This is a genomic window from Nocardiopsis sp. ATB16-24 (genome assembly GCF_030271535.1).
In the GTDB taxonomy this organism is placed as follows: domain Bacteria; phylum Actinomycetota; class Actinomycetes; order Streptosporangiales; family Streptosporangiaceae; genus Nocardiopsis.
Genome location: NZ_JASCXJ010000005.1, coordinates 122,313 through 144,593 on the forward strand (window position 1 = coordinate 122,313; position 22,281 = coordinate 144,593).

12 protein-coding genes and 1 pseudogene are annotated in these 22,281 nt (G+C 67.6%); 8 read left to right on the forward strand and 5 right to left on the reverse strand.

The window, feature by feature from the left end:
* Positions 1–85: 85 nt before the first annotated feature.
* Together PFX91_RS08160 and PFX91_RS08165 are read left to right on the forward strand one after the other, a co-directional pair.
* Positions 86–742, forward strand: a complete 657-nt coding sequence (locus tag PFX91_RS08160) for a hypothetical protein (protein WP_285730598.1) — start codon at positions 86–88, stop codon at positions 740–742.
* Positions 743–1,624: 882 nt separating this feature from the next.
* Positions 1,625–2,098, forward strand: a complete 474-nt coding sequence (locus PFX91_RS08165; protein WP_285730599.1) for a TetR/AcrR family transcriptional regulator — start codon at positions 1,625–1,627, stop codon at positions 2,096–2,098.
* Here PFX91_RS08165 and PFX91_RS08170 read toward each other — a convergent pair.
* Positions 2,095–2,517, reverse strand: a pseudogene (locus PFX91_RS08170) (transposase); the annotation flags it as partial. The gene PFX91_RS08165 and the pseudogene PFX91_RS08170 overlap by 4 nt on opposite strands.
* A 279-nt stretch (positions 2,518–2,796) precedes the next feature.
* On the opposite strand from PFX91_RS08170, the gene PFX91_RS08175 reads away from it, so the two are divergent.
* From PFX91_RS08175 to PFX91_RS08185, 3 genes are read left to right on the forward strand one after another with little or no spacing between them, the layout of a single operon-like run.
* Complete coding sequence (locus PFX91_RS08175) at positions 2,797–3,288, forward strand: flavin reductase family protein (RefSeq protein ID WP_285730789.1); 492 nt, start codon at positions 2,797–2,799, stop codon at positions 3,286–3,288.
* Between the two features lie 26 nt (positions 3,289–3,314).
* Entirely contained in the window at positions 3,315–4,508 is a 1,194-nt protein-coding gene (locus PFX91_RS08180; protein ID WP_285730600.1) for an acyl-CoA dehydrogenase family protein, read from the forward strand.
* Between the two features lie 35 nt (positions 4,509–4,543).
* Positions 4,544–4,942, forward strand: a complete 399-nt coding sequence (locus PFX91_RS08185) for a EutQ-related cupin domain-containing protein (protein ID WP_285730602.1) — start codon at positions 4,544–4,546, stop codon at positions 4,940–4,942.
* 240 nt (positions 4,943–5,182) lie between these two features.
* On the opposite strand, the gene PFX91_RS08190 is transcribed toward PFX91_RS08185, so the two are convergent.
* Positions 5,183–7,936 (reverse strand): AfsR/SARP family transcriptional regulator, encoded by a 2,754-nt coding sequence (locus tag PFX91_RS08190; protein WP_285730604.1) that lies wholly within the window; start codon positions 7,934–7,936, stop codon positions 5,183–5,185.
* A 108-nt stretch (positions 7,937–8,044) separates the two neighbouring features.
* On the opposite strand from PFX91_RS08190, the gene PFX91_RS08195 reads away from it, so the two are divergent.
* Both PFX91_RS08195 and PFX91_RS08200 read left to right on the forward strand, forming a co-directional pair.
* Complete coding sequence (locus PFX91_RS08195) at positions 8,045–9,625, forward strand: MFS transporter (RefSeq protein WP_285730605.1); 1,581 nt, start codon at positions 8,045–8,047, stop codon at positions 9,623–9,625.
* Positions 9,626–9,679: 54 nt separating this feature from the next.
* Positions 9,680–10,255 carry a TetR/AcrR family transcriptional regulator gene (locus PFX91_RS08200; protein WP_285730607.1) on the forward strand — a complete coding sequence of 192 codons (576 nt, stop codon included), beginning with the start codon at positions 9,680–9,682 and terminating at the stop codon, positions 10,253–10,255.
* Between the two features lie 100 nt (positions 10,256–10,355).
* Here PFX91_RS08200 and PFX91_RS08205 read toward each other — a convergent pair whose 3' ends face one another.
* The 3 genes from PFX91_RS08205 to PFX91_RS08215 form a co-directional block, all read right to left on the reverse strand.
* The gene (locus PFX91_RS08205; protein ID WP_285730608.1) at positions 10,356–11,768 is read right to left on the reverse strand and encodes an amidase; all 1,413 of its coding nucleotides are present in this window, start codon (positions 11,766–11,768) and stop codon (positions 10,356–10,358) included.
* A 90-nt stretch (positions 11,769–11,858) separates the two neighbouring features.
* Positions 11,859–13,199: a phthiocerol/phthiodiolone dimycocerosyl transferase family protein gene (locus tag PFX91_RS08210; protein WP_285730609.1), complete on the reverse strand. Its 1,341-nt coding sequence runs from the start codon at positions 13,197–13,199 to the stop codon at positions 11,859–11,861.
* A 50-nt stretch (positions 13,200–13,249) separates the two neighbouring features.
* The gene (locus PFX91_RS08215) at positions 13,250–13,714 is read right to left on the reverse strand and encodes a helix-turn-helix transcriptional regulator (protein ID WP_285730610.1); all 465 of its coding nucleotides are present in this window, start codon (positions 13,712–13,714) and stop codon (positions 13,250–13,252) included.
* A gap of 1,364 nt (positions 13,715–15,078) precedes the next feature.
* Here PFX91_RS08215 and PFX91_RS08220 point away from each other — a divergent pair.
* Complete coding sequence (locus tag PFX91_RS08220) at positions 15,079–22,278, forward strand: non-ribosomal peptide synthetase (RefSeq protein ID WP_285730611.1); 7,200 nt, start codon at positions 15,079–15,081, stop codon at positions 22,276–22,278.
* Positions 22,279–22,281 lie beyond the last annotated feature (3 nt).

The window sequence follows — 22,281 nt, forward strand, 5'->3', positions numbered from 1 at the left end:
GCGCATGCCGAGTGCCGGGCGGGGCAGCTGCGAAGGCAGGGGCGTCTGACGGGGCGCCCTTCGGTCGACGCACTGGAAGGTGCCGATGGTCTCCCTCGTCTTCGCCGTGTTCAGCCTGCTGCACCTGTGTCTGACCGTCTGGCTCGTGCGTCTGGCCCTGGTCCGACGCTCCGCCTTCATCTGGCCGGTGGTGGCCGTGGCCGCCGGGCTCGTCTACGACAACGGGGTCGTGGCTCTGGGGTCCACCCTGGGCCCAGGCGAACCGCTGCTCGCGTTGAGCCTGCCGCGCTTCGTCGTGCACGCCCTGGCCACCCCGCTCCTGATCGTCTTCGCGCTCGGGGCGGCCCGTGACCTCGGCCTGACCTGGGCGCGTCGCCGCATGGTCCAGGCCGGGTTCTGGCTGCTCACGGCCGCGCTGATCGTCTACGGTGTCGTGGCCGACCTCGTCGGCCTCACCCTGGTGCCCGAGCGCGAGGGCGACGCGCTGCGCTACACGGCCGCCGAGTCGGTCGCACCGATCCCGTCGGTGGTGACCATCGTGGTGCTGCTCGTGGTCGGAGCGGCCCTGCTCGTACGGGCGCGCACCGGATGGATGCTGCTGGGGGCGGCGCTCATGCTCGCGGCCTCGGCCGTGCCCGACGCGCCGCTGGCGGTCGGGAACCTGGGCGAGATCGCGCTCATCACCGGGCTCGCGCTCACCGCCCGGAAGATGGGCCGTTCCCCTGTCCCCACACCGTCATGACCGGCTCGGACCCGCGTCCGCGCGGTATCCGGTGATCCTGCCGGGACCCGCGCGGCCGTGGGAGAGGGTGGGCGGGATGCGCGCCCTCCAGGAATCTCCCACGCCCTGGAAAGGGCTTCTTGGCCTCCTGTACACGATCCGGCGTTCCCGAGTGTGCCGGCCCTTGGGCCGGCGTTCGGGGGACCGTCCGTCGTCGCGGACCGCGGAGGGTGGTCGACGTGCGTCGGCGCGTTCATCGAGAAGTGCCTGGCGGAGGGGCGGTGGTCAGTACAACTAGGCAGGGTCGAGGGGAGAAGGCTGTTCAGATCCGGACACAAGGGTTTTCATGATCCTCGCTTTTCGCCTGTGAGGGGCCGAGGGAAAAGAACGCAAGAGGGGATCGCGGCTCGCACTCCTGTGGAACACGGCATCAGGGGGCGTCGGAATTACGATGGCCCCTTCCGCGCCGTGCGTGTTCGGGGCGCCCCTCAGGCCCGAGGCCGTCCGCCAGAGTTTCCCGTATCCCGTGCTCCCGATGCCGCGCGAGTGATGGGTTCCTTCGACGGAGCCCGGAGCCCACTGCGGGTGTCCTCCACACCATTTTTCGGGGCGGTCCCCTGCGGGCAGAGAAAACCCTGCTTTGTCGAAGGTTTCGGCAAGAAGGAGGCGGCGCTTTCAAATGGCTCGAATGTGTGAAGATGTCTCCGGAGGTGGAGCGGCCCGTGGAGTGAGGCTCCAGCGTGATGCAGGACTAGACCGCGGCACTCCCATCCCCGCACACGCGGCCGTACGCGTGCAGGGGCCCACTCGACCTGAGGAGGAGTACTGAACGAACCCATCACGGACGGGCGCAGGCTCAAGGGTCTACGCCGTCGGCACGCACTCATCGAGGCGACCCTTCGCGTGATCGAGCGAGACGGTGTGGCGGGGGTCAGCCACCGGATCGTCTCCCAGGAAGCAGGATTGCCGACCTCGGCCACCACGTACTACTTCTCCAGCCTGGGTGACCTGCTCACCGCAGCCCTGACCAGCGTCATGGAGGAGGATTCCCAGCGAATGCGCTGTCTCTCCTCCGGAGGCGATCGTCGGCGTGACCTCGCCGTCCTTCTCTCCGAAGTGGTCAAGGAGCCAGGCCGACTCCTGGCCGAGTACGAACTCTTCCTCCTTGCCGCTCGCCGTCCGCACTTGCGCGAGGCCACCGACGGATGGCTGGCGGCGGTCAGGGCTTTCGCCCATCGCTACACCGACGACCCTGTTCGGGCCCGCGTCGTCGCAGGAGCGATCGACGGGCTGCTCCTGCACAGCCTGCTGACCGACCAGAAGCCGAGCGCAGACGAGTTCGAGGGGTTCCTCAAGGATCTCCTTCCAGACCCCTAGTGTCCTGAGTCTTTAATTCGTCGGCAGTACGGGGCGAGGGAGCCGAGGATCTCCTCGGCCGTCTTGCGCCACACGAACGGCCGGGGGTCCTCGTTCCACGTCTGAATCAGGAACGGATGTCCTTCTCCAGAGCCTGCACCGACTTGTGCACCCCGCGCCGCAGCCGCTTGGAGGTCAGCTCGGCGAACCACCGCTCGACCCAGGTTCAACCAGGAAGCACTGGTCGGAGTGGAGTGTATGTGGAACCTGGGGTGGGTCAGCAGCCACCGCTTGATCGCGGGGGTTTTGTGGGTGGCGTGGTTGTCGCAGATCAGGTGCACCTCCAGACCTTCGGACACCTCGCGGTCGAGCTTGTTCGAGGACTTCCTGAACTCCTCGGCGCGGTGGCGGCGGTGCAGCGGCCCGACCACCGTGCCCGTGGCCGCGCCCATGGCGGTTCTGGGTCGCGAGCACGGCTCTCCCACGGTCGGTCGGCCGCTGCGTGTTCGAGTAGTGACGAGAGGCTTCTCTGGCCCCGGACCGCACCGGCCGATTACGTTCGGAAACCAAGACGATCCGACGGACGGGGCCACAGTCGCAGTCCAGCGGCCACGGCGCCGTACCGCAGATCACCGACCGGGGCGAGGCAGATCCCGCCCGTGGTTCCCAGGACGACTCAGGGAGCGCCCATGCTGACCGAAGACGCGTTTCGAGATCTGATGGCCGGTGTCTGCGCCCCTGTCACGGTGGTGACGGCGATGGACAAAGGAATACCTCACGGCTCGACCGTCAGCTCTTTCAGTTCTCTCTCACTTCGGCCACCGATGGTCACCACGGCGCTGGGCCGTGAATCCCGGCTTCTCGAATGGATTCTGAGGACGCGCCGCTTCGGAGTCAATGTTCTGGGAGCCGGGGACGCGGAGGTCGCCCGGGTATTCGTCGGAAGACGGGAGGAGCGCTTCCTCCGCACCCCGTGGCACTCCGACCACGGGCTCCCGCGCCTGAACGGCGTCGCGGGATGGGCCGTGTGCGAACTCGAACGCGCGGTCCCCGGCGGCGACCACGTCCTGCTCATGGGGTTGGTGGTGCATGCAGGCAGCACCGGCGCCGCCCCGCTGGTCTACGGCAACCGGGAATTCGGAACCCACTCCGAGTACGCCCGCATGCCGCGTGTCCTCACCGACCACATCTCGGCCTTCACGCGCCGCTGAGGCGCTCGTCATCGATTGGGGCATATATGGACACCGAACAGCCGACTCCTGCTCCTTCCGCCACCCCGGTGGACCGGGCCCGAGCCCTGATCCCGGTTCTCCGGGCCAACGCGGCCCAGGGGGAGCGGGACCGTAGGCTCACGGACGAGGCAGCCAAGGCGCTCAATGAGGAGGGCATGTTCAAGCTTCTCCTCCCACGGCGTTACGGAGGGTACGAGACCTCTCTGCGGACCTTCCTCGACGTGACCTCGACGCTCTCGGAGGGTGACGGTGCGAGCGGGTGGCTGGCGGCGGTGTGCAACTCCTGCACGTGGATGGCGAGCCTGTTCCCCGAGCGGGCCCGGGACGAGGTGTTCGGTTCCGGCGACAGCCCGATAGTCTCGGGCGTCGTCGCCCCGACCTCGAAGACGCGCCGCGTCGATGGCGGTTTCGTCGTGACCGGGCGCTGGAACTACAACTCCGGGTCCTGGCACGCCGATTGGGCGGTGTTGGGCGTCCCGCTCACTGACGTCGAGGGTGAGGTGATCGACCAGGGTCTGGTCCTGATACCCGCCTCTGACTACACGATCGAGGACACGTGGTTCACCGCGGGCCTGCGCGCGACGGGCAGCAACACTCTCGTGGCGGAGGACGTCTTCGTGCCGGACCACCGTGTTCTCTCGGTCCCACCCTTGTTCGCCGGCACACACAAGGTCGAGGAGGGGGAGACATCCCTGTACCGATCGGCCTTCGCGCCTTTCGTCTCGACGGTGATCGTCGGGCCGCTGCTCGGCCTCGGCCGGGCCGCGTTGGAGACGGTCACCAGCAGGGCCCAAGACAAGGCCATCGCCTTCACCTTCTTCGAGAAGCAGACCGATTCGGTGGCGTACCAGATCGCCGTGGCCGAGGCCGCTCTGCAGATCGACACCGCCCACTTGCACGCCTACCGCGTGGCCGAAGCCGTCGACCGGGCCGCCTCTCAAGGGGGTTATCCGGACCTCCTCACTCGGGCACAGGTCCGCGCGGACCTCGGTCACGTCGTCGAGAACACGACGGCGGCGATCGACGGTCTCATGTACGTTCACGGCTCGGGGGGCTTCGCCGAAACCGATCCGCTCCAGCGTGTGTGGCGTGACGCCCACGTGGCCGCCCGGCACGCCGTGGTCCAACCGTCCATCGGAAAAGAGATCTATGGCAAGGCGCTGCTCGGCGTGGATGAGAGGATCTCACCGATGGTCTGAGCGGCCCGTAACCCCTCCCCCCAAGGAACGAGGCAATGATGTCCATCAGCAAATTCACCCCTGACGACGCGACGTGGATCCGGTTCGGTGACGCCGGGGTCTACATCGGCAACGTGCTGCACGAGAAGAACTCGACGTCGATGGGCGGGGGCTTCGCCTGCTTCCTGCCCCAGTCCGCCATGACGTGGACCCCGAGCTATGACGAGGTCATCGTCGTGCAATCGGGGGAGTTCACGGTCGATTCCGAGTCCGGTAGCACCACCGCTGGTCCTGGTGAGCTGGTCTGGGTGAAGGCGAGCATCCCCGTGACCTTCCGGGCCGGCCGGGAGAAGACCTGGATCGCCTTCGCCACTCATCCGATCTGGGACTCCACTCCGGAGTCGAGGGCGCAGACCGCGGCCCTTCAGCCTGTGGACGGTCCGCCCTCGGACTGACACGGCGCGGAACCGGGCGCGTGGAGGGTGGGGCCGGGCCCCACCCTCCACGCCGTTCGGCGTGGGCCCGACCGCGGGACGGTCTCGGCTGTCGGCCCTGGGCATCCGAAACGGCCGGACCGGGCTCCGTTTCCGCCGTTTTCGGAGTGTGGTGGCAGGACACCGTGTAGACGTCGACACCGCTGTCGAGGGTCCTGCGTCCGTGCCGTCTCAGATGGACGCCACCGACATCCGCGGCCCTCAGGGCCGGCCGGTGCCGGAGCCCTCGCCGGTGAGGGAGGCGGGTCGCCGGTCGGCCCGCCCCTCCACCGGAACGTGTTCCGCCCGGGCCAGCCAGGTGTCGGCCTCCACCACACCGGAGGTGTAGGAGCGTTCGTCGGCGACCCGGCGCGCCCGCTCGTGGAAGTGGCGTGCGCGGGAGCGCTCGCCACGTGCGGCTGCGAGGCGACCGAGGCGGAACAGGGTCTCGACGACATCGATCCACAGGCCCAACTCCTCGGCGACCAACAAATCCTCTTCCAGGAGGTCGGTGACACCGAGGTGGTCGAGGTCGGTCTCCGCCGCCCGTGCCAGCGTCGCGTTCGCACGCAGCACCCCCCAACGATCCGTCAGGTGCCGGAAGATGTCGGCGCTGTGACGGGCATCGGTGCGGGCGGTGGACACGTCCCCATCGTCGAGGCGGTGCCCTGCGCGCTCCATCAGGGCCGCGGCCTCCACCCAGCGGTCGCCGACCTCCCTCGCCCGGGCCAGGGCCTCCTCGACGAGGGCACGTCCGGCCTCCCGGTCACCGCCGTGGTAGAGAACCGCTCCCGCGGACCAGAGCAGTCGAAGCGCCGCGTCCTCCGTGACGCCGTCCTTGTGCTGCGGGCGCCCCTCGAAGGCCGCGAGCCAGCTCTCGGCAACGCACCGTACAGGCGATGAGCCGCCGGGGAGCCGCAACGCGGCTTCGAACGAGCGCCGCGCCTCGGCCCCTCGGTTGCGCAGCCGCCAGTACCACGCCAAGGCGTTGACCAGTCGCAGCGCCGAATCGGCGTCCTTCCCACGGATCGCCAATTCCAGCGCGTGGCGCAGGTTGACCGTCTCGGTGTCGAGCCATGCCAGGGCCTCGCGCTGCCGGGCGCCCCGCAGGAGCGGATCCCTGCGCTCGGCCTCCTGGACGTGGAAGGCGATGAACCTGCGGCGGGTCCCTTCCAGCTCCTCGGCCTCCGCCAGCCGCTCGACGCAGTACGCCGCGACAGACTCCAACAGCCTGTACCGCTCGCCCTTGCGTACCACGAGCGAACGGTCGACCAAGCGGGACAGCACGTCGAGCACATCGATCAGGTCGTGCGCGTCGGCGCAGACGGCTCGGGCCCCTTCGAGTGTGCACCCGTCCCTGTTGACCGCCAGACGACGCAGAACCCTGCGTTCCCTGGCGCTCAACAGGTGCCAGCTCCAGTCGATCATCGACCGCAGGGTCTGCTGGCGGACCGGGCGACCGCGTTCCGGCCCTGTCGGCAGGGCGAAGCGGTCGTCCAGGCCCGCGGCGATCTGCTTGGTCGTGAGGGCGCGTATCCGGGCCGTGACCAGTTCGACTGCCAGGGGTACACCGTCCAGACGGCGGCAGATGGCAGCGACGGCGGGGGCGTTCTCCACGGTCAGCGCGAAGCCGGGAGAGGCGGCCTGAGCCCGCTCGACGAAGAGCCGTACCGCACTGGAGGAGGCGATCATCCCTTCCGGGTCGTGGTCCTGCTCGGGGAGTGTGAGCGGCGCCAGTGGGAAGACGGTCTCTCCGGGGACGTTGAGCGCCTCCTGGGTGGTCACCACGATGCGGACCCCGTCAACGGTCAGTAGCTCTGTCACCAGGTCGGCGACCTGCGCCACCACGTGCTCGCAGTTGTCCAGGACGAGGAGGGTTCGCCGGCCCTCCAGGGCTCCGCAGAGCCATTCCAACAGGTCGAACGCAGAGTCCGCGACCCCCTCACAAAGGCCCAGCGCTGCAATGACCCGCTCGGCGAGGTCAGAGGCCGTCACACCGCGGTCCATCCCCGCCAGCTCCACGATCCACGCGCCGTCGGGGAAGTCCTCGGCCAGCGACCGCGCGACGGCGATCGCCAGGCGGGTCTTGCCCACGCCCCCCGGGCCGGTCAGGGTCACCAGGCGGTCGCCGCGGGGCGCGGAGAGCACCTCGCGGACGTGCGAGCTCTCGGACTCGCGGCCGATGAGCGTGGTCGGAGGGCTGGGCAGGTTGTTCCTTGGACGGGCCGCAACGTGGGGAAGCACGGCCGACTCCGGCTCCTGGCGCAGGATCGAAGTGTACAGTCCGCTGATCGCCGGATCGGGCTCGACTCCCAGCTGATCGCGGAGCCTGGTACGCAGGTCATGGAAGGTCCGCAGGGCGTCCCCCTGCCTGCCGGCCCGGAACAGGGCCAGCATGTACAGGCCGTGCAGCCGTTCCCGTAGCGGGTGCTCCTCGACCACTTCTCGTAGTCCGGCGACTGCCTCGGCCCCCTCACCGGTCGCGATACGCGCCTCGGCCAGGCGTTCCGTCGCCTCGACCCTCAACTCCTCCAGTCGTACGGCCTCGGCGCGGACAAAAGCCGCGTCGGCGAAGTCGGAGAAGGCCGGTCCTCGCCACAGCCCCAACGCCCCCGCGAGCAGGCGACCGCGGGTGTCGGGGTCTTCGGTCCGGCTGGCCGCCTCGACGTCCCGGCGGAACCGGGCCGCGTCGAGTTCGCCGTCGTCGAGACGGATCCGGTAGCCGGCCGAGGAACGGAGGACACGTTCGGCCCCTAGGGCTCTGCGGAGCTGGGAGATCTTGGTCTGCAGGGTGTTCAGGGGCCGACCGGGTGGGTGCCCCTCCCACAGGTCCTCGATGAGCTGGTCGGCGGATACGGGGTGGCCGTGGTGCACCAACAGATTGGCCAGGATCGCCCGGACCTTCGTTTCGGTGATCGGGACCTGGCTTCCGTTGGAGTCCCACACGGTGAGCGAGCCGAGCACCCCAAAACGCATGTCCCCAGCATACAAGTCAGCGCCCCGGCTCTCGTGCGTGCGGCGTGCGTGCGGCGTGCGTGCTCTGTCCAAAGCTGGAGCCGTTCCGATGATGAAAGGAGTCGTGACATGACTCGCCCGAGCAATGGCAGGGCAGGCCCGGCGGAGTGGGCGGGCCTGGCCGTCCTCGCCCTGCCGACCGTCCTCCTGGGGCTGGACCTCACCGTGCTGCACCTGGCCCTACCCTCACTGGCCGCGGACCTGCGGCCCAGTGCCACCCAGGAGCTGTGGATCGTGGACGCCTACGGCTTCCTGATCGCCGGCTTCCTCATCACCATGGGAACGCTCGGGGACCGGATCGGGCGACGGCGGCTTTTGATGATCGGCGGTGTCGCCTTCGTCGTCGCCTCGCTCGCGGCCGCCTACGCGCCCACACCCGAGGTGCTGATCGCCTCCCGAGCCGCGTTGGGTGTGGCCGGAGCAACGCTGATGCCCTCCACGCTGGCGCTGATCAGCAACATGTTCCACGACGCACGGCAGCGTGCGCTCGCCATCGGTCTGTGGGCCACGTTCTTCGCCGGCGGTATGGCGGCCGGTCCACTGGTCGGCGGCGTGTTGCTGCAGCACTTCTGGTGGGGTGCGGCGTTCCTGCTCGCGGTCCCGATGATCGGTGTCATGCTCGTTCTGGCGCCGTTGCTGCTGCCCGAGTACCGCGCCCCACAGAGCGGCCGTTTCGACTTGCCGAGCGTGTTCCTGTCGCTGGCTGCCATCCTGCCGGTCGTTTACGCGCTCAAGGAGTTCGCCAAGACGGGACCGGGCGCCGGTGTGTTCGCCGCCACAGCGGTCGGTGTGGTCTTCCTTGTCGTTTTCGTGCGGCGCCAGCTCGTCCTCGACAGCCCTCTGCTCGATGTGACCCTGTTCGCAAACCGCGCTTTCAGCGTCGCCCTGGGGATGATGCTCATCGGTCTGGTGGGTGTCGGCGGGACCATGTTCTTGACCACGCAGTACCTGCAGCTGATCGAACAGCTCTCGCCTCTGGTCGCCGGCCTGTGGTTCGGTCCGCCCGCGTTGATGATGATGCTCTCCTCGATTCTGGCGCCGGTCCTGACCCGGTGGATCCGCCCCGGATACGTGGTGGCGGGGGTGCTGGCGTTGTCGTCCGTGGGCTATGTGCTGATGGGCCTGGTGGGGATGTCCGGCGGGCTGTTCCTGGTGATCACCGCCTTCTCCTTGGTCTATCTGGGGCTCGGCGCGATCGCGGCGCTGGGTACCGACCTGGTGGTGGGGGCCGCGCCGCAGGAGAAGGCCGGTTCGGCCTCGGCGATGTCGGAGACCGTGCAGGAACTCGGCTTGGCGGTCGGCATCGCCGTGGTGGGAAGTCTGTCCGCCGCCGTCTACACCGGCAGGATGCGGGAGGAGGCGCTCACCGACCTTCCGGACGACACGGCGCGGATCGTGGAGAACAGCCTGTCCGGGGCTTCCTCCGTCGCCGGAGAGATTCCCGAGCGGGTGTTGGACCAGGCGAAGGAGGCGTTCATCGCGGGCCTGAACATCGCGGGGTGGACAGGTGCCGTGGTCATCCTCGCCTTGGCCGTGACGACCGCGATGATGCTTCGGCACATCGGTGTGGCGGAGGCCGAAGAATCCGGAGACGAAACGGTGGGGAAAGACGGGATCCGGTCAGACCCCGTCGACGACTCTGCGAGATGAGGGACCGGACTCTTTTCCCGGTCCCGACCCGGGAAAAGGCCATGGGAGGCGGTCATGACGAGAGACTCCGTGAACCGGGAGGATGGTCGGTGCTCTCGGGGGGTCAAGCGCAGGGCGGCCCTGCTCTCGGCGGCCCTGAGGGTGGCGGAGAACTCGGGGGTGGCCGAGGTCGGGCTGCGTTCCGTCGCCAGGGAGAGCAGTGCCGCCCCCTCCCTGGTGGGGTACCACTTCTCCGACCGGGCCGTGCTCTTGGACTCCCTGTCGCGCTATACGGCGGCCCAGTTCGAAGCCAGGGTCAGTGAGGTCACGGCGGGGGTGGCGGACCGTCTGGAGATGTTGGCGGCGGTGATCGCGGACGCATCGGGCGCGAGCAGGCGTCGCGTCCTGGTGGAGTACGAACTGGCGCTGCTGGCTGCTCGGGGTATGCACCTGGTGGAACCGGACCTCGGTTGGCCGAGGCTTCTGGCCCGTACGGTGCGGGATATGACGGAGGAGCCCTTGGCCGTGATGCGGGCCACCGATGAGATCGAAGGGCTCCGGTTACGTGCGGTGATCGGATCGGAGAGGCTGCGGACGCGCGACGTCTTGGAGCGGATCGAGCAGATCCTGCTGCCGCACCAGGAGCTCTAGGCGAGGACGGGCCCGCCACCGTCCGGTGGCGGGCCGCAGACACCCCGTTGAACGGGGTGCCGTGTATCCTCCCTGCTCCCGGGGAGGTTCGGTGCGCTTTCTACGCTCGATCTGAGAGAACCTGCTCCGGTACCCGCTCCAGCGGACGCAGTTCCTCGATCTGCGCGGCCAGGTCCAGCAGCACGTCTTCTGCGCCCGGGCGGCCCACGAGCTGCAGGCCCACCGGGATCCCGTTTCCGTCGAATCCGCAGGGAACGGTGATGGCGGGCTGGCCGGTCATGTTGAAGGGATAACCGAATGCGAAGACGTCCGCGTAGAAGGACCACCGCTCGACGAAGGAATCCCCTTTGGGAGCCTCCCCGACGCGGAGCGGAGGGCGGGTCGACGTGGGGGTGACCAACACGTCGTGCTCCTTCCAGAACTCTAGGACCCGGGCGGCCAGGGCACGGCAGGCGTTGACCGCGGCGACGTAGTCCGACGCCGTCATCCGCTCTCCCTGACGGGCGATCTCGAGGGACGGGGCCTCCACGGCGCCCAGTCCGGTGGGCCCGACCAGCTGTACCAGAGCTCCCACGTTGCCCGCCATGATAGTCAGTAGCGGATCCCTCATCCCTGTGAGGTCGGGGGAGTCCTCGACAAGGGAGTGCGGCAGATCATCGAAGACCTCCAAGGTGCTCTGGACTGCGGCGGCGATCCCTTCGTCGACTTGGCCGTGCGGGGGCGTCAGCGTCCAGGCGACGCGCAGCGGCCCCGACCGGCGGTCGCACGCTTCTAGGAAGTGGTTCGGTGGCGTTGCAGGTAGACCGTAGGGATCACCGGTCATCGGGCCGGACACGACGTCGAGCAGGCGCGCGGTGTCGCGTACGGTGCGCGCCATCGGACTGCTGATCGCCAGACCGGCCCAGTGCTCATGGGTGCCGGGTCCCCAGGGGATGCGCCCGCGGGTGGGCTTGAGCCCGACGATGCCGCAGGCAGCAGCGGGGACACGTCCGGATCCCGCCCCGTCCCCGGTCAGTGCCAGTGGAGCCAGTCCCGCGGCAACGGCGGCGGCCGCTCCGCCGCTGGAGCCGGCCGGGCCGAACTCGGGCTTCCACGGGTTGCGGGTGGCACCGTGGAGCAGGTTGTCGGTGGTGGCCCGTAATCCGAACTCGGGCATCACCGTGCTGCCGAGGATGACGGCCCCCGCACGCTTCAGCCTGCTGACGGCCTCGCTGTCGAAGTCAGGGGTGTAGGAGGCGAAGGCACGAGAGCCGTTGGACATCGTCAGGCCCGCGACTTCGTGGACGTCCTTGACAAGGACGGGAACGCCCGCAAGGGGCCCTTTCCGAAGATCGGGATCGGTGTCGATCCGGCGTGCGTCCTCCAGAGCCGCCTCCTCACGCAGGCTCGCGATCGCGTTGATACGGGGTTCCAGCGTGTGGAGCCTCACCAAATAGTCGCGGATCACCTGTTCGGCCCCGTCCCTGACGGCCCTCTCACGGATCTGGTCGGCCGTCTCGTGCTTGTTCGTCATTTCCCACTTCCTGTTCGGCATGCGGTGGATCCGGCGTCGTGGCGTCGGAGCGGTCATGAGGACCCTGCGGTACGTCGGAGGAGCTGTGGCTCAATGGAGCAGTTCGACCAAGCGGTCCAGCGACGCGGAGGCCAAACGGTCTGCGCGATCTCGGGAGACCAGACCGTCGACATAGGTGAGGTTCCAGCTCAGGCGGCCGTGGACGGTCGTGGCGGCGGCGACCAGCACACCCGTCACAGAGATGCCGGCGGCGAAGTCGGCATCGATGACGCGCAGAGAGCCGATCCACTCGGGCAGCGGTATGACACCGACGTTGGTGAGGCAGAGGTTGATGGGTCCTTCGTGATCCATGTACTCGATGAGCCCGATGCTCTGCCCGATATCGAGACCGACACGTGAGGCGAGGTCGTTGATCATGGAGAAGTGTTCGCCGCGGGCCCGTCGCCGGGCGAGGTCGGTATTGACGGCCCGGGCCGTGTCCCACAAGTCGGCCCCGCCCTCGACGATGGTGGGAAGGGTCGCGACGAACGTCCCGGCCCTCTCCGTGCCGACGGGGGGATCGAGTTCCGCGCGGAAGTCGACCGGCGAGCCGATCGCGAATCTCGTGCCCGGGGGGGTACCCGCGTCCTGGTGCACGGCCTCCACCAACCCTGCGGCGAGGGCGCCGTGCACGGTGACGCCGTGCGCTCGGCAGGCCGAGACGAGGGCGCGGGTGGTCGCGGTGTCCAGTCGCCGGTGCACCAGACGCGTCCTGCGTTCCCCGAAGGGGACCTTTTTCTGGCGCGGGACCCGCACCGGTGCCGATCGGGAGACCTCCTCGGCGTCGCGCCGGCGTTTCTCCGCGGTGGCCGTGTCGCCTCGGCCGGAGCGATGATCGTGGGGGAAGAGGTCCTCTGTGGCTGGGGGGAGGGTGTGCTCCTCGGTCACCTGCGACTCGTCGGCTTGATTCGCAGAACCGATCGTCGCGGCGTATTCGGCCCATTGGCGAACGAGCGAGATCGCCGTCGTTCCGTCGGCGATGGCGTGATGGAGGACGAGGACGAGTTCGTGGATTTCTCGGCCGCCGCCATCGATCGCACTGACGGCCTCTGCGCGGGCGAGTGGACCGGTACGCGAGTCGACGCCTTCTGCCAGATGACGGTGGTCGGCGTCATCGGCCCACCGGGCACTCGAGGCAAGTCGCTCGGGTGACTCCTCCCGGTGGGTCAGCGGGATCGGGTGACTGGACCGGATGAACGCCGGTCCGCTCTCCGTGTCCTCGGCGATGGCGGTCCTCAATGCCGCATGGCGCTGTTGGAGAAGGCCAAGGGCGGTCCGCACAGCGGTCCGATCCAGGTGTCCTTTGACGGTCATCCTGCCGACGACGTTGAGCGGGGAAAGGCGGTCGGCGATCCAATACCAGCGTTCCAGAGGGCTGAGTGGGCGGTGCACATTTCCTCCAGCAGATCGAAGACATCCGGTGCCGTGTATCGGTATCGCCATCAACGAGAACCTTCATTCATACGGACGATCATGGTGTCCTTGAGTGCGGTGCGGACCAATCGGACACGCGAGTTCACGCCGTATTTTTTGAAAAGCTTCTTGAGGTGATAGTTAACGGTGTGCTGGGAGATTTTCAAGCGACGTGCTATTTGCCGGTTCGTGAAACCTTCCGAAGCCAACAGGATCAGACGTTTTTCCTGCGCGGTGAGGTCGGATTTGGTTTCGCTGGAGACATACGTGTCGAGGGAGGGGATAGACAGGGAAGCGAGACGGATGAGTGACGGGAAGCGTCTTGGTATCTTCGACCAGAAGATCTCGTGCACCATCGGACTTTGGAATCGAAAAGAGCCGTCTATCTGGAGGAACCCGAGTTCGGCTGAGGCACGACTCATTTCCTCAGCCTGGCTCCTGGTGATCTCCATCGTTCTTTGGACCGGTTCTAGGGATTCGAACTCATCGCCCATCGATGCGCACGTGACAAGGAACTTGTCAACCGGGATCCGTACTGAACGAAGGACGTCGTCCACCCAGACATGTACTCGCCTCGGAAGGTAGTCAACGCGGATATCGACTGCTCCTTCCCGGTGCATGAACGAACTCTCCTCCTGTAGGCCGAGCAAGAGTTCCCGGACCAGGGTGGGGTGGCCGCCGGCCCGTGCCAGGCACGCGGACAGGGACTCGCCCGGCGGCGCCCCGATGATCTCCTCGGCCGCTCGCAGAACGGCCGCGTGAGGAAGAGGCCTCAGGAGGACTCGGTGGACCCGCTCCCCGGGGTGGGCGCGAGACGACGCCGCTCCCTCGGAGGAGGCTCGCAGCCATACTCGCCCCGAAGCGGGGCATAACCCCACGTCAGGGGAGGTGTGGAGAGCAAGGTCGAGAGCAGTGTCAACGCTGACGCGCGTCCACGGTCCGCCGCCCCGGCAGATTGGGCACAGGCCTGCCGGGGAGGGAAGACGATGCTCCCGGCCGGGGCAGCGCACCGGTCCTTGGGTCCGAAGGCCGAGCTCACGAGCCGCTCGCAGGCACTCGGCCGCGAACACGCCGCGCCCCGAGCCCGGCGGACCCTCGATGGAGATCTGGACGGCCAGGCCGGAGGCGCGTGTATCCCGAAGCACACAGAGAATGTCTTCCAATTCCTCTCCTCTGGCGACGGGCACAGGATGTTCCTTTGTTGTCGTGAGGGGATCGCCACAGGGATTCTCTTCCCTGGAAGAAATATCCCTGGCTTTCGAAAGTTCGATGGAAGCCAGCATTTTCTATCTCCTTTTCAGGTATGACGAGGTCCTGTTCGCGCAGTCTTGTGGCGTCGGTGCCCGTGGCCTGGTCGAGTAGGAAATTCCCTGTTGGAGTCCGAGTGGTGACTTCAGTGTCTCGGGCATGAAACCTGTACGAACGTCCCACTTCTTTTATTGTGCAGCATGGGGCGGGGTGGCGTAATGTGATCTGTGTCACATTGGATATTCGGTTCCTTTCTTCATGCATGCATTCAGGTGGGGCCAATGGTCGGCGGGGTGCTCCTGTGATTTGCGCTGGTCAATAGTGAACATGAGAAAAAACCTGAAATCCTCATGGGTTGGTGGTGGTGTGTTCGCTGGCCAGTGAACTTGTCCGAGTCTTTCGGGTGCCTACTTGATTGCGCAGTGGTAAGGCCGGTGGAGCTGCCCCTAACTTCTTTTCAAGGTCTTGCCGGCGCTGAATCAGAAGGGCGCTCCCAGGGAGAGGCCGAAGAGCCAGGAAAAACATCCGAAACCAGGTGGGATGCTCGGTGAACCGCTTTCGTACACAGCATGACTTTCCTGAACGCCCGTTCGACAAGGTTCGGCCTACCATGTACCAGGAGGACATCTGGGCCTCAGAGGAACGCACCCCCGGCGGCCCCCAGTTCAACGTGGTCCTGCACGAGCGGTTGGCCGGCGGGATCGACTTCGCGCTGTTGAAAGCGTCCATGGAGCACGCACTGCGCGAATGCGATGCGTTTCGCATGAGGTTTCACGAGGAGGGCGGGGTCCCGTTCCTCAGAGTGGAGGCCCCCGGGGACCCGGGTGACACGGTGGAGATCGTGGATCTCTCCGCGGAAGACGACCCAGCAGAGGCGGTACGAGCATGGCAGGAGCGGGACCTGTACCGGCCTTTGGACCTACGCGGTGGTCCTCTCCTCCGCGCGGTCCTGCTCGTCGAGAGTGCATCGACCGTCCACGCGCACGTGAAGGCGCACCATATCGTCGCTGACGCGTGGGCTCTCAACCGGCTCTCCGCGAGGATCCTGGCCGACTACCAACGGCGTCTCGAAGGCGGATCGGTCCCCGAACCCGGACCGCCGTCGTTCGCCGGCGAGGTGGCCCGATCCCGGGACTACCTGCGGTCGTCCTCTTATGAGAGCGACCGCAGGTTCCACCGGGACAACCTCGCGGGTTTCACCCCCGCCTTATTCCCCCGTGGCGGTACGGGCCGAACACGGCGTGGACGGCACTCCTTCGTCATCGACGGCAAGACCGTGCAACGGATCCTGGAGGCGGGCAGTTCGCCGTTCGCCTACCTGGCCACCGTTGTAGGGATCTGGCTCGGCCGAGTGCTGCGCACCTCCGACGTGGTGTTGGGCGTTCCTTTCCTCAACCGGAGAACCGATACCGAACGCGAGGTCGTCGGCCAGTTCGCCAACAACCTGCCGCTCCGCCTGGAACTGGACGAGGGCCAGTCGCTCCTGGAGGCCGCGGACCACACTCGTCGGCGTCTCAGGAAGATGCGCGACCACGAGCGGCTTCCGCTCGGTGAGATCGTGAAGGAGATGCCGCCGACCTCTGCCGGCGCGCGCCGGCCTTTCGACGTGACCCTCTCCTACATGCGCTACCCGCATTCGGTGCTCGGGAACGGAATCGAGCGGACGACCACCGTCATGGCCCCCGTCCACGAGGACAACGCCCTGTCGGTCATGGTCCACGCCTTCGAGGACGAGGACGACCTACGCGTCGACCTCGACTACGCACGCGACGTCTTCGACGGCGAGCTCACGGCGGAGGCGTTCGCCGGGCACATCGCCGAACTCGTCGTCAAGGGCCTGGAGCTGGCCGAGCTTCCCACTTCGGCGCTGTCCATGCTGACCGCCGAGGAGTACGAGGATCTGCTGCGCAGTCGGCAGGGAGAGCACGTCCGCTACCCGTGCGAGAAGACGCTCCACGGCCTCTTCCAGGAACAGACGGCGCGTACTCCCGACCGTACGGCTGTCCACGACATCGCCACCGGGACCACGCTCACCTTCGCCGAACTGGACCGGCGATCCAATCAGGTCGCCCGGCACCTGCGCGAGCAAGGCGTGGGCCCCGGGACTCGGGTGGCGATCATGGCTGAGCGTGGCCCCGACCTGTTGCCCGGACTTCTCGGTGTCCTCAAGGCCGGGGGCGCCTACGTGCCTGTCGACCCGGGTTATCCCGAGGCTCGGATCAGCCTGCTCCTGGAGGACTGTGCCCCCGTAGCCGTACTCCTCGGTGAAGGAACCGATCCCGAACGCATTCCCGAGGACAGTCCGGCCCACCGCGTCGCCGACATGTACCACGGCTCCGACCGGCCGCTAGAGCCCACAACGGAGTCCACCGACATCGCCTACGTCATCTACACCTCCGGATCCACCGGACGTCCCAAGGGTGTGATGGTCGAGCACCACTCGGTGGTCAACCGGCTCGCTTGGATGCAGCGCCATTATCCGATCGGAAGAGGCGACACCCTTCTTCAAAAGACGCCCACCAGCTTCGATGTGTCGGTGTGGGAACTTTTCTGGTGGGCTGTCGAGGGCGCGGGGTTGTCCCTGCTGCCGCCCGGAGGGGAGAAGGACCCCAGACGTATCCTCGACGCTGTGAGCGGCCGTGGCGTGACCGCCCTCCACTTCGTCCCCTCCATGCTCGGCCCGTTCCTGGATCTGTTGGAGAACGACCCTGAGGCCGCTGCGAGGGCGGAGGGCCTGCGTTGGGTCTTCTGTAGTGGCGAGGCACTGCCGGCCGACCGCGTCAACCGGTTCAACGGCGTCTTCGCCGAAGCGCAACGAAGGGGAGACGGTCCGCTCCTGGTCAATCTGTACGGCCCCACCGAAGCCGCGGTCGATGTCACCCGCTACGACTGCCCCCCAGCCGACGCCGGGCCGCTGGACCGGGTGCCCATCGGCAGTCCGGTGCAGAACACCAGCCTGTACGTGTTCGGGGCACACGGCGGACTCCAGCCCGTCGGTGTCCCCGGGGAGCTGTGCATCGGCGGAGTACAGGTGGCCCGCGGTTACCTCGGCCGACCCCAGCTCACAGAGGAGAAGTTCGTCAAGGACCCCTATTCCCCGGGAGGCCGACTCTACCGCACCGGAGACCTGGCCCGGCTGCTGTCCGACGGGAACATCGAGTACCTCGGCCGCATCGACGACCAGGTGAAGATCCGCGGCAACCGCGTTGAGCTCGGGGAGGTCCAGAACGCTCTGGTCGCCCTGGACGAAGTGCGTGACGCAGTGGTCATCGACCACACCCCGCCCGGGCGGGGAACCTCTCTGGCGGCCTACTACGTGGCCGACACCGAGCTGGCCCCGGCCGAGATCTCTGCCCGGCTGGGCGGTTCCCTGCCGGACTATATGATCCCGGCCCACTACGTCCGGCTCGACCGGATTCCCCTCACCCCCAACGGCAAGGCCGACCGGCGGGCGCTGCCCCGGCCGACCACCGCCCCCTCCGGAGGAGAATCGGCCAGAACACCCACTGAGGTCGCGCTCGCGGCGGTGATCGGTGAGGTCCTCGGCCTGGAGCGAGTGGGGGTGGAGGATGACTACTACGCACTGGGCGGGGACTCCATCACCATGCTCAGGATCCGTGCCCTCGCCGAACGTGCCGGTATCGGATTCGACCTCTCCGACCTGGTGCGCTCCCCCACGGTCCGCGGGCTGGCGGAGGTGATCGACCGACGCGGCGGCGTCTCCACCCACGACAGAGAGGAACAGGAGCCCTTCGCGCTCGTCTCCCACATCGACCGGGCTCGGCTGGAAGGGCGCGCCGACGCCTTCCCTCTCACCCGATTGCAGCTCGGTCTGCTGTTCCACAGTCGGAGGAGTCGGGAGTCGGCTGTCTACAAGGACGTCTTCCGGTACAGCATTGAGATGCCGTGGGACGAGCGGCACTTCCGCACGGCCTTCGCCCGCTTGGGCGTCCGCCACTGTGTCCTGCGATCGTCCTTCGACCTCACCACCTATTCCGAGCCACTCCAGATCATCGACCATGAGATGCCCTCCGGCGGTCTGGAGATCACGGACCTGAGAGGTGCCCCTGGGAAGGACGCCGAGGAGCGCGTTCTCGCGCACATGCATGAACGACGCCTGCACGACTACGCGTTCGACCAGCCGCCCCTGTACCTCTTCCACGTCTTCGTCAGGGACGAGACGGTCGAACTGGTGCTCTCGTTCCACCACGCACTTCTCGACGGCGGCAGCGTCGCCAACCTCGTGAGCGAGCTGCTCCGGGACCACCTGCACGCCTGTGGGCTGGACATCGAACCGGTCGACGACACGATCCCGCCGAGTCCGGCCCTGCACGCGGCGGACGAGCGCGCGGCAATCGCCTCCGAGGAGAGCCGCGCCTTCTGGCGGGAGCGACTCAGTGGAGCGGCTCCACCGAGCCTGGAGGGCTTCCGGGCCCACGAGCCCGTCGGAGACGAGGCGCTGATCGTACGGGAGGTGACGCTTCCGGAGAACCTCACCGACGCGCTCGGCGCGCTGGTCGCGGAGCACCGTATCCCGGTCAAGTCCGTGCTCTTCACGGCGCATGCGCTCACCCTGTCGGCGATGGCCGGCCAGGACGACCTCTGCACCGGGCTGGTCTCCCATGGGCGTCCGGATGTCGAGGACGGGGAACACGTTTGCGGGCTCTTCCTCAACACGCTCCCCCTGCGGTTCGCTCCCGGGCGGAGGACCTGGTTGGAAGCGGTGCTCCATACCGCAGAGGCCGAACGCGAGGCCTACCCCCACCGCCGGGTGCCGCTGGAGGTGATCCAGCAGGACCTCGGCGGGAACACCCTGGTGGACACGGCCTTCAACTACATCCATTTCCGTCAGCTGAGCGCGGTCTTCCGAACCTCCGGGGTGCAAGACCGTGGTTTCACCGCTTGGGAGGAGACCAACTTCTCCCTGCTGGTCAACGCCATGACCGACCCCGTGGACGGCCGCGTCCGACTACGGATGGACTTCGCCGGCCAGAGTTTCACAGCGGACCAGGCCGACCTCTTCGCGGTGACCTACACCGCCATCCTGCGTCGGATCGTGAGCACACCGCTGAAGAGCGTCGATCTGTCGTTCCTCGCACCGGAGCTCTCATCCCCACCGTCGCGGTCGGCCGAGCCCATGAGTGTGGTGCGTGTCTTCGAGGAGAGGGCGAGGGCCACGCCCCGGGCCACGGCCGTGGTCTTCGACGGTGGTTCGTGGGCCTACGCGGAACTCGCCGACCTCTCCGAGCGCATCGCACGCACCCTGCTCTCGGTGGGGGTGAGCCCTGGAGACCGGGTCGGTATCGCAATGGAGCGCGGACCCCATGCCATCGCCGTTCTGCTCGGGGTTGCGCGCGCCGGCTGCTCGGCTGTGCCGCTGGACGTCTCCTATCCGGCAGAAAGGATCCGGGCCATGGTCGAGCAGGGCTCCCCTGAGCGCGTGATCGTCGGGGAGGAGCATGAACACCTGATCGATGACGGGAGTGTGGTGCTTCCAGCCGAGTCGCTTTTCGACGGGACCGCGTCCCAGCGGCGGGGTACCCTCGCTCTGCCGTTGGACGTGTCCCCGGGGGACGAGGCCTACTTGTTGTTCACCTCGGGTTCCACCGGCGAGCCCAAGGGCGTGTCCATGCCGCACCGCTCTTTGGCCAACCTCGTCGCCTGGCAGAACAGCGTGCCCAGCGGGGCTGTCGGGGGACGCACGCTGCAGTACGCCCCGCTCAGTTTCGACGTCTTCTTTCAGGAGCTGTACACCACCCTGTGCGGCGGTGGCACCCTGGTGGTGATCTCCGAGGAGCTGCGTCGTGACATGCCCCGTCTGCTCAACAGGATCGAGGAGGTGGGCGTCGAGCGTGTTCACATGCCTTACGTCGCCCTGCAGCGGTTCGCGGAAGCCGCGACGGCCCTGAACGCCGCGCCTCGCACGCTCAAGGTGATCATCTCCTCGGGAGAACAGCTGAGGATCACCGAGGAGATCCGTGACCTCTGCCGCTCCCTGGGGAACGACGCGATCCTGGAGAACCAATACGGTCCGACGGAAAGCCATGTCGTCACGGCGCATACGCTGACGGGCGACCCCGGCCTCTTTCCGGCCCTGCCGCCCATCGGCCGTCCGATCAACGGTGCCCGGGTGGTGGTCCTCGACTCCGAAGGGCGTCCTTCCCCCGTCGGCGGTAAGGGCGAGATATACCTCGGCGGAGTCTGCCTTGCCTCGGGGTACGTGGGACGGCCGGACCTGACCGGGGAGCGGTTCGTCGCCGACCCGGTCAGGGAGGGCGAACGCCTCTACCGCACCGGCGACGTCGGCATGGTGATGCCCGGCGGAGAGGTCGTGTGCCTGGGCCGCTCAGACCGCCAGGTGAAGGTACGCGGGTACCGGGTGGAGCCGGCGGAGATCGAGATCGCCATCGCCGAGGTGGCGGCCCGGATCGGCACCGACGTGGCCGAGGTCGCGGTTGTGGCCCGCGGCCGGGACTCGGGCGAGACGTTCCTCGCCACCTACCTGGTCTCCGGGGATGAGGAGCCCGACATCGAGGGACTCAGGCGACGGCTCAGGTCGATCCTGCCCGAGTACATGGTCCCCGCTCACTTCGAGTGGATCTCCGAGATGCCGATGACACCCAGCGGCAAGCGCGATGACGCGGCGCTCGTCCGTCGCCCACTCACAACGTTTGCGCGTGGTCCCGTTACTCCGCCGCGCACAGCCGAGGAGCGCGTTCTCGCCGTGATGCTGGCCGAGCTGCTCGGCCGTCGGGATATCGGAGTCCACGAGAATCTGTTCGACGCAGGTGCCAGTTCGATCACGGCGATGCGCTTGGCGGTCCTCATCGAGCAACGCTTCGGCGCGCCGATGCCACTGTCCCGGCTCGTCGCGGCGCCCACCATCGCCGAACTGGCGCGTGAGCTGCCATCGGTCCAGGCGGGTGAGGGACGGGGCGAGGGCGACTTCGACCCGTTGGTGCCGATTCGCGGGGACGGAGACGCTGCACCGCTGTTCTACGTTCACCCGATGGGAGGCAACGTGCTGTGCTACGTGCAGTTCGCCAAGCACCTGCCTGACGACCAGCCGCTCTACGCGTTCCAAGCCTTCGGCGCGGACGCGGGAACGGAACCGGTGCGCGGTATGGAGGAGATCGCTCGCCGCTACATCGAGGCCATGCGACGGGTGCAGCCCGAAGGCCCCTACCACATCGGGGGCTGGTCCTTCGGCGGCTTCGTGGCCTTCGAGATGGCCCGCCAGCTCCGCGCGGCAGGCCAAGAGGTCGGCTCTCTCGTGGTGCTGGACACCACCGCCCTGGGAGACGACCGTAGCGGCTGGGTCGACGACGACGCCCTCATCGCGTGGTTCTTCTGGGAGCTGCTCTGGCTGGAACGCGGGGGTGACTCCCCCGAGGCGGTCATCCCCGACTCGGCTCGGACCCTCGATGAGAAGTTCGAGTACATCACCCGCCTGGCCGTGGCCGAAGGCGTCCTGCCCCCGGGCAGTACGGACATCATCGTGCGCCGTCTCTTCCGCCTCTACGAGGCGAACTGGCGCTCGGCGTTCGAGTACTGGCCCGAGGTCGTCGACCAGGACATGGTCCTGGTGCTCGCCCGGCAACCGCTTCCGGACGTGCTGATGTCGATGCACACGGCGATCGGCAGCATGCACGCCGACACCGTCAACGGGTGGCGAGAGCGCACCTCGGGCCGCCTCTCGGTGGTCGAGGTCGAGGGAGACCACCTCACCATCATGGAGGAGCCGTACGTGTCGGATGTCGTGGCCGCGGTGCTGGAGGCCGTTGGACGAACCGGTGGGGAGAAGGAGTGAAGG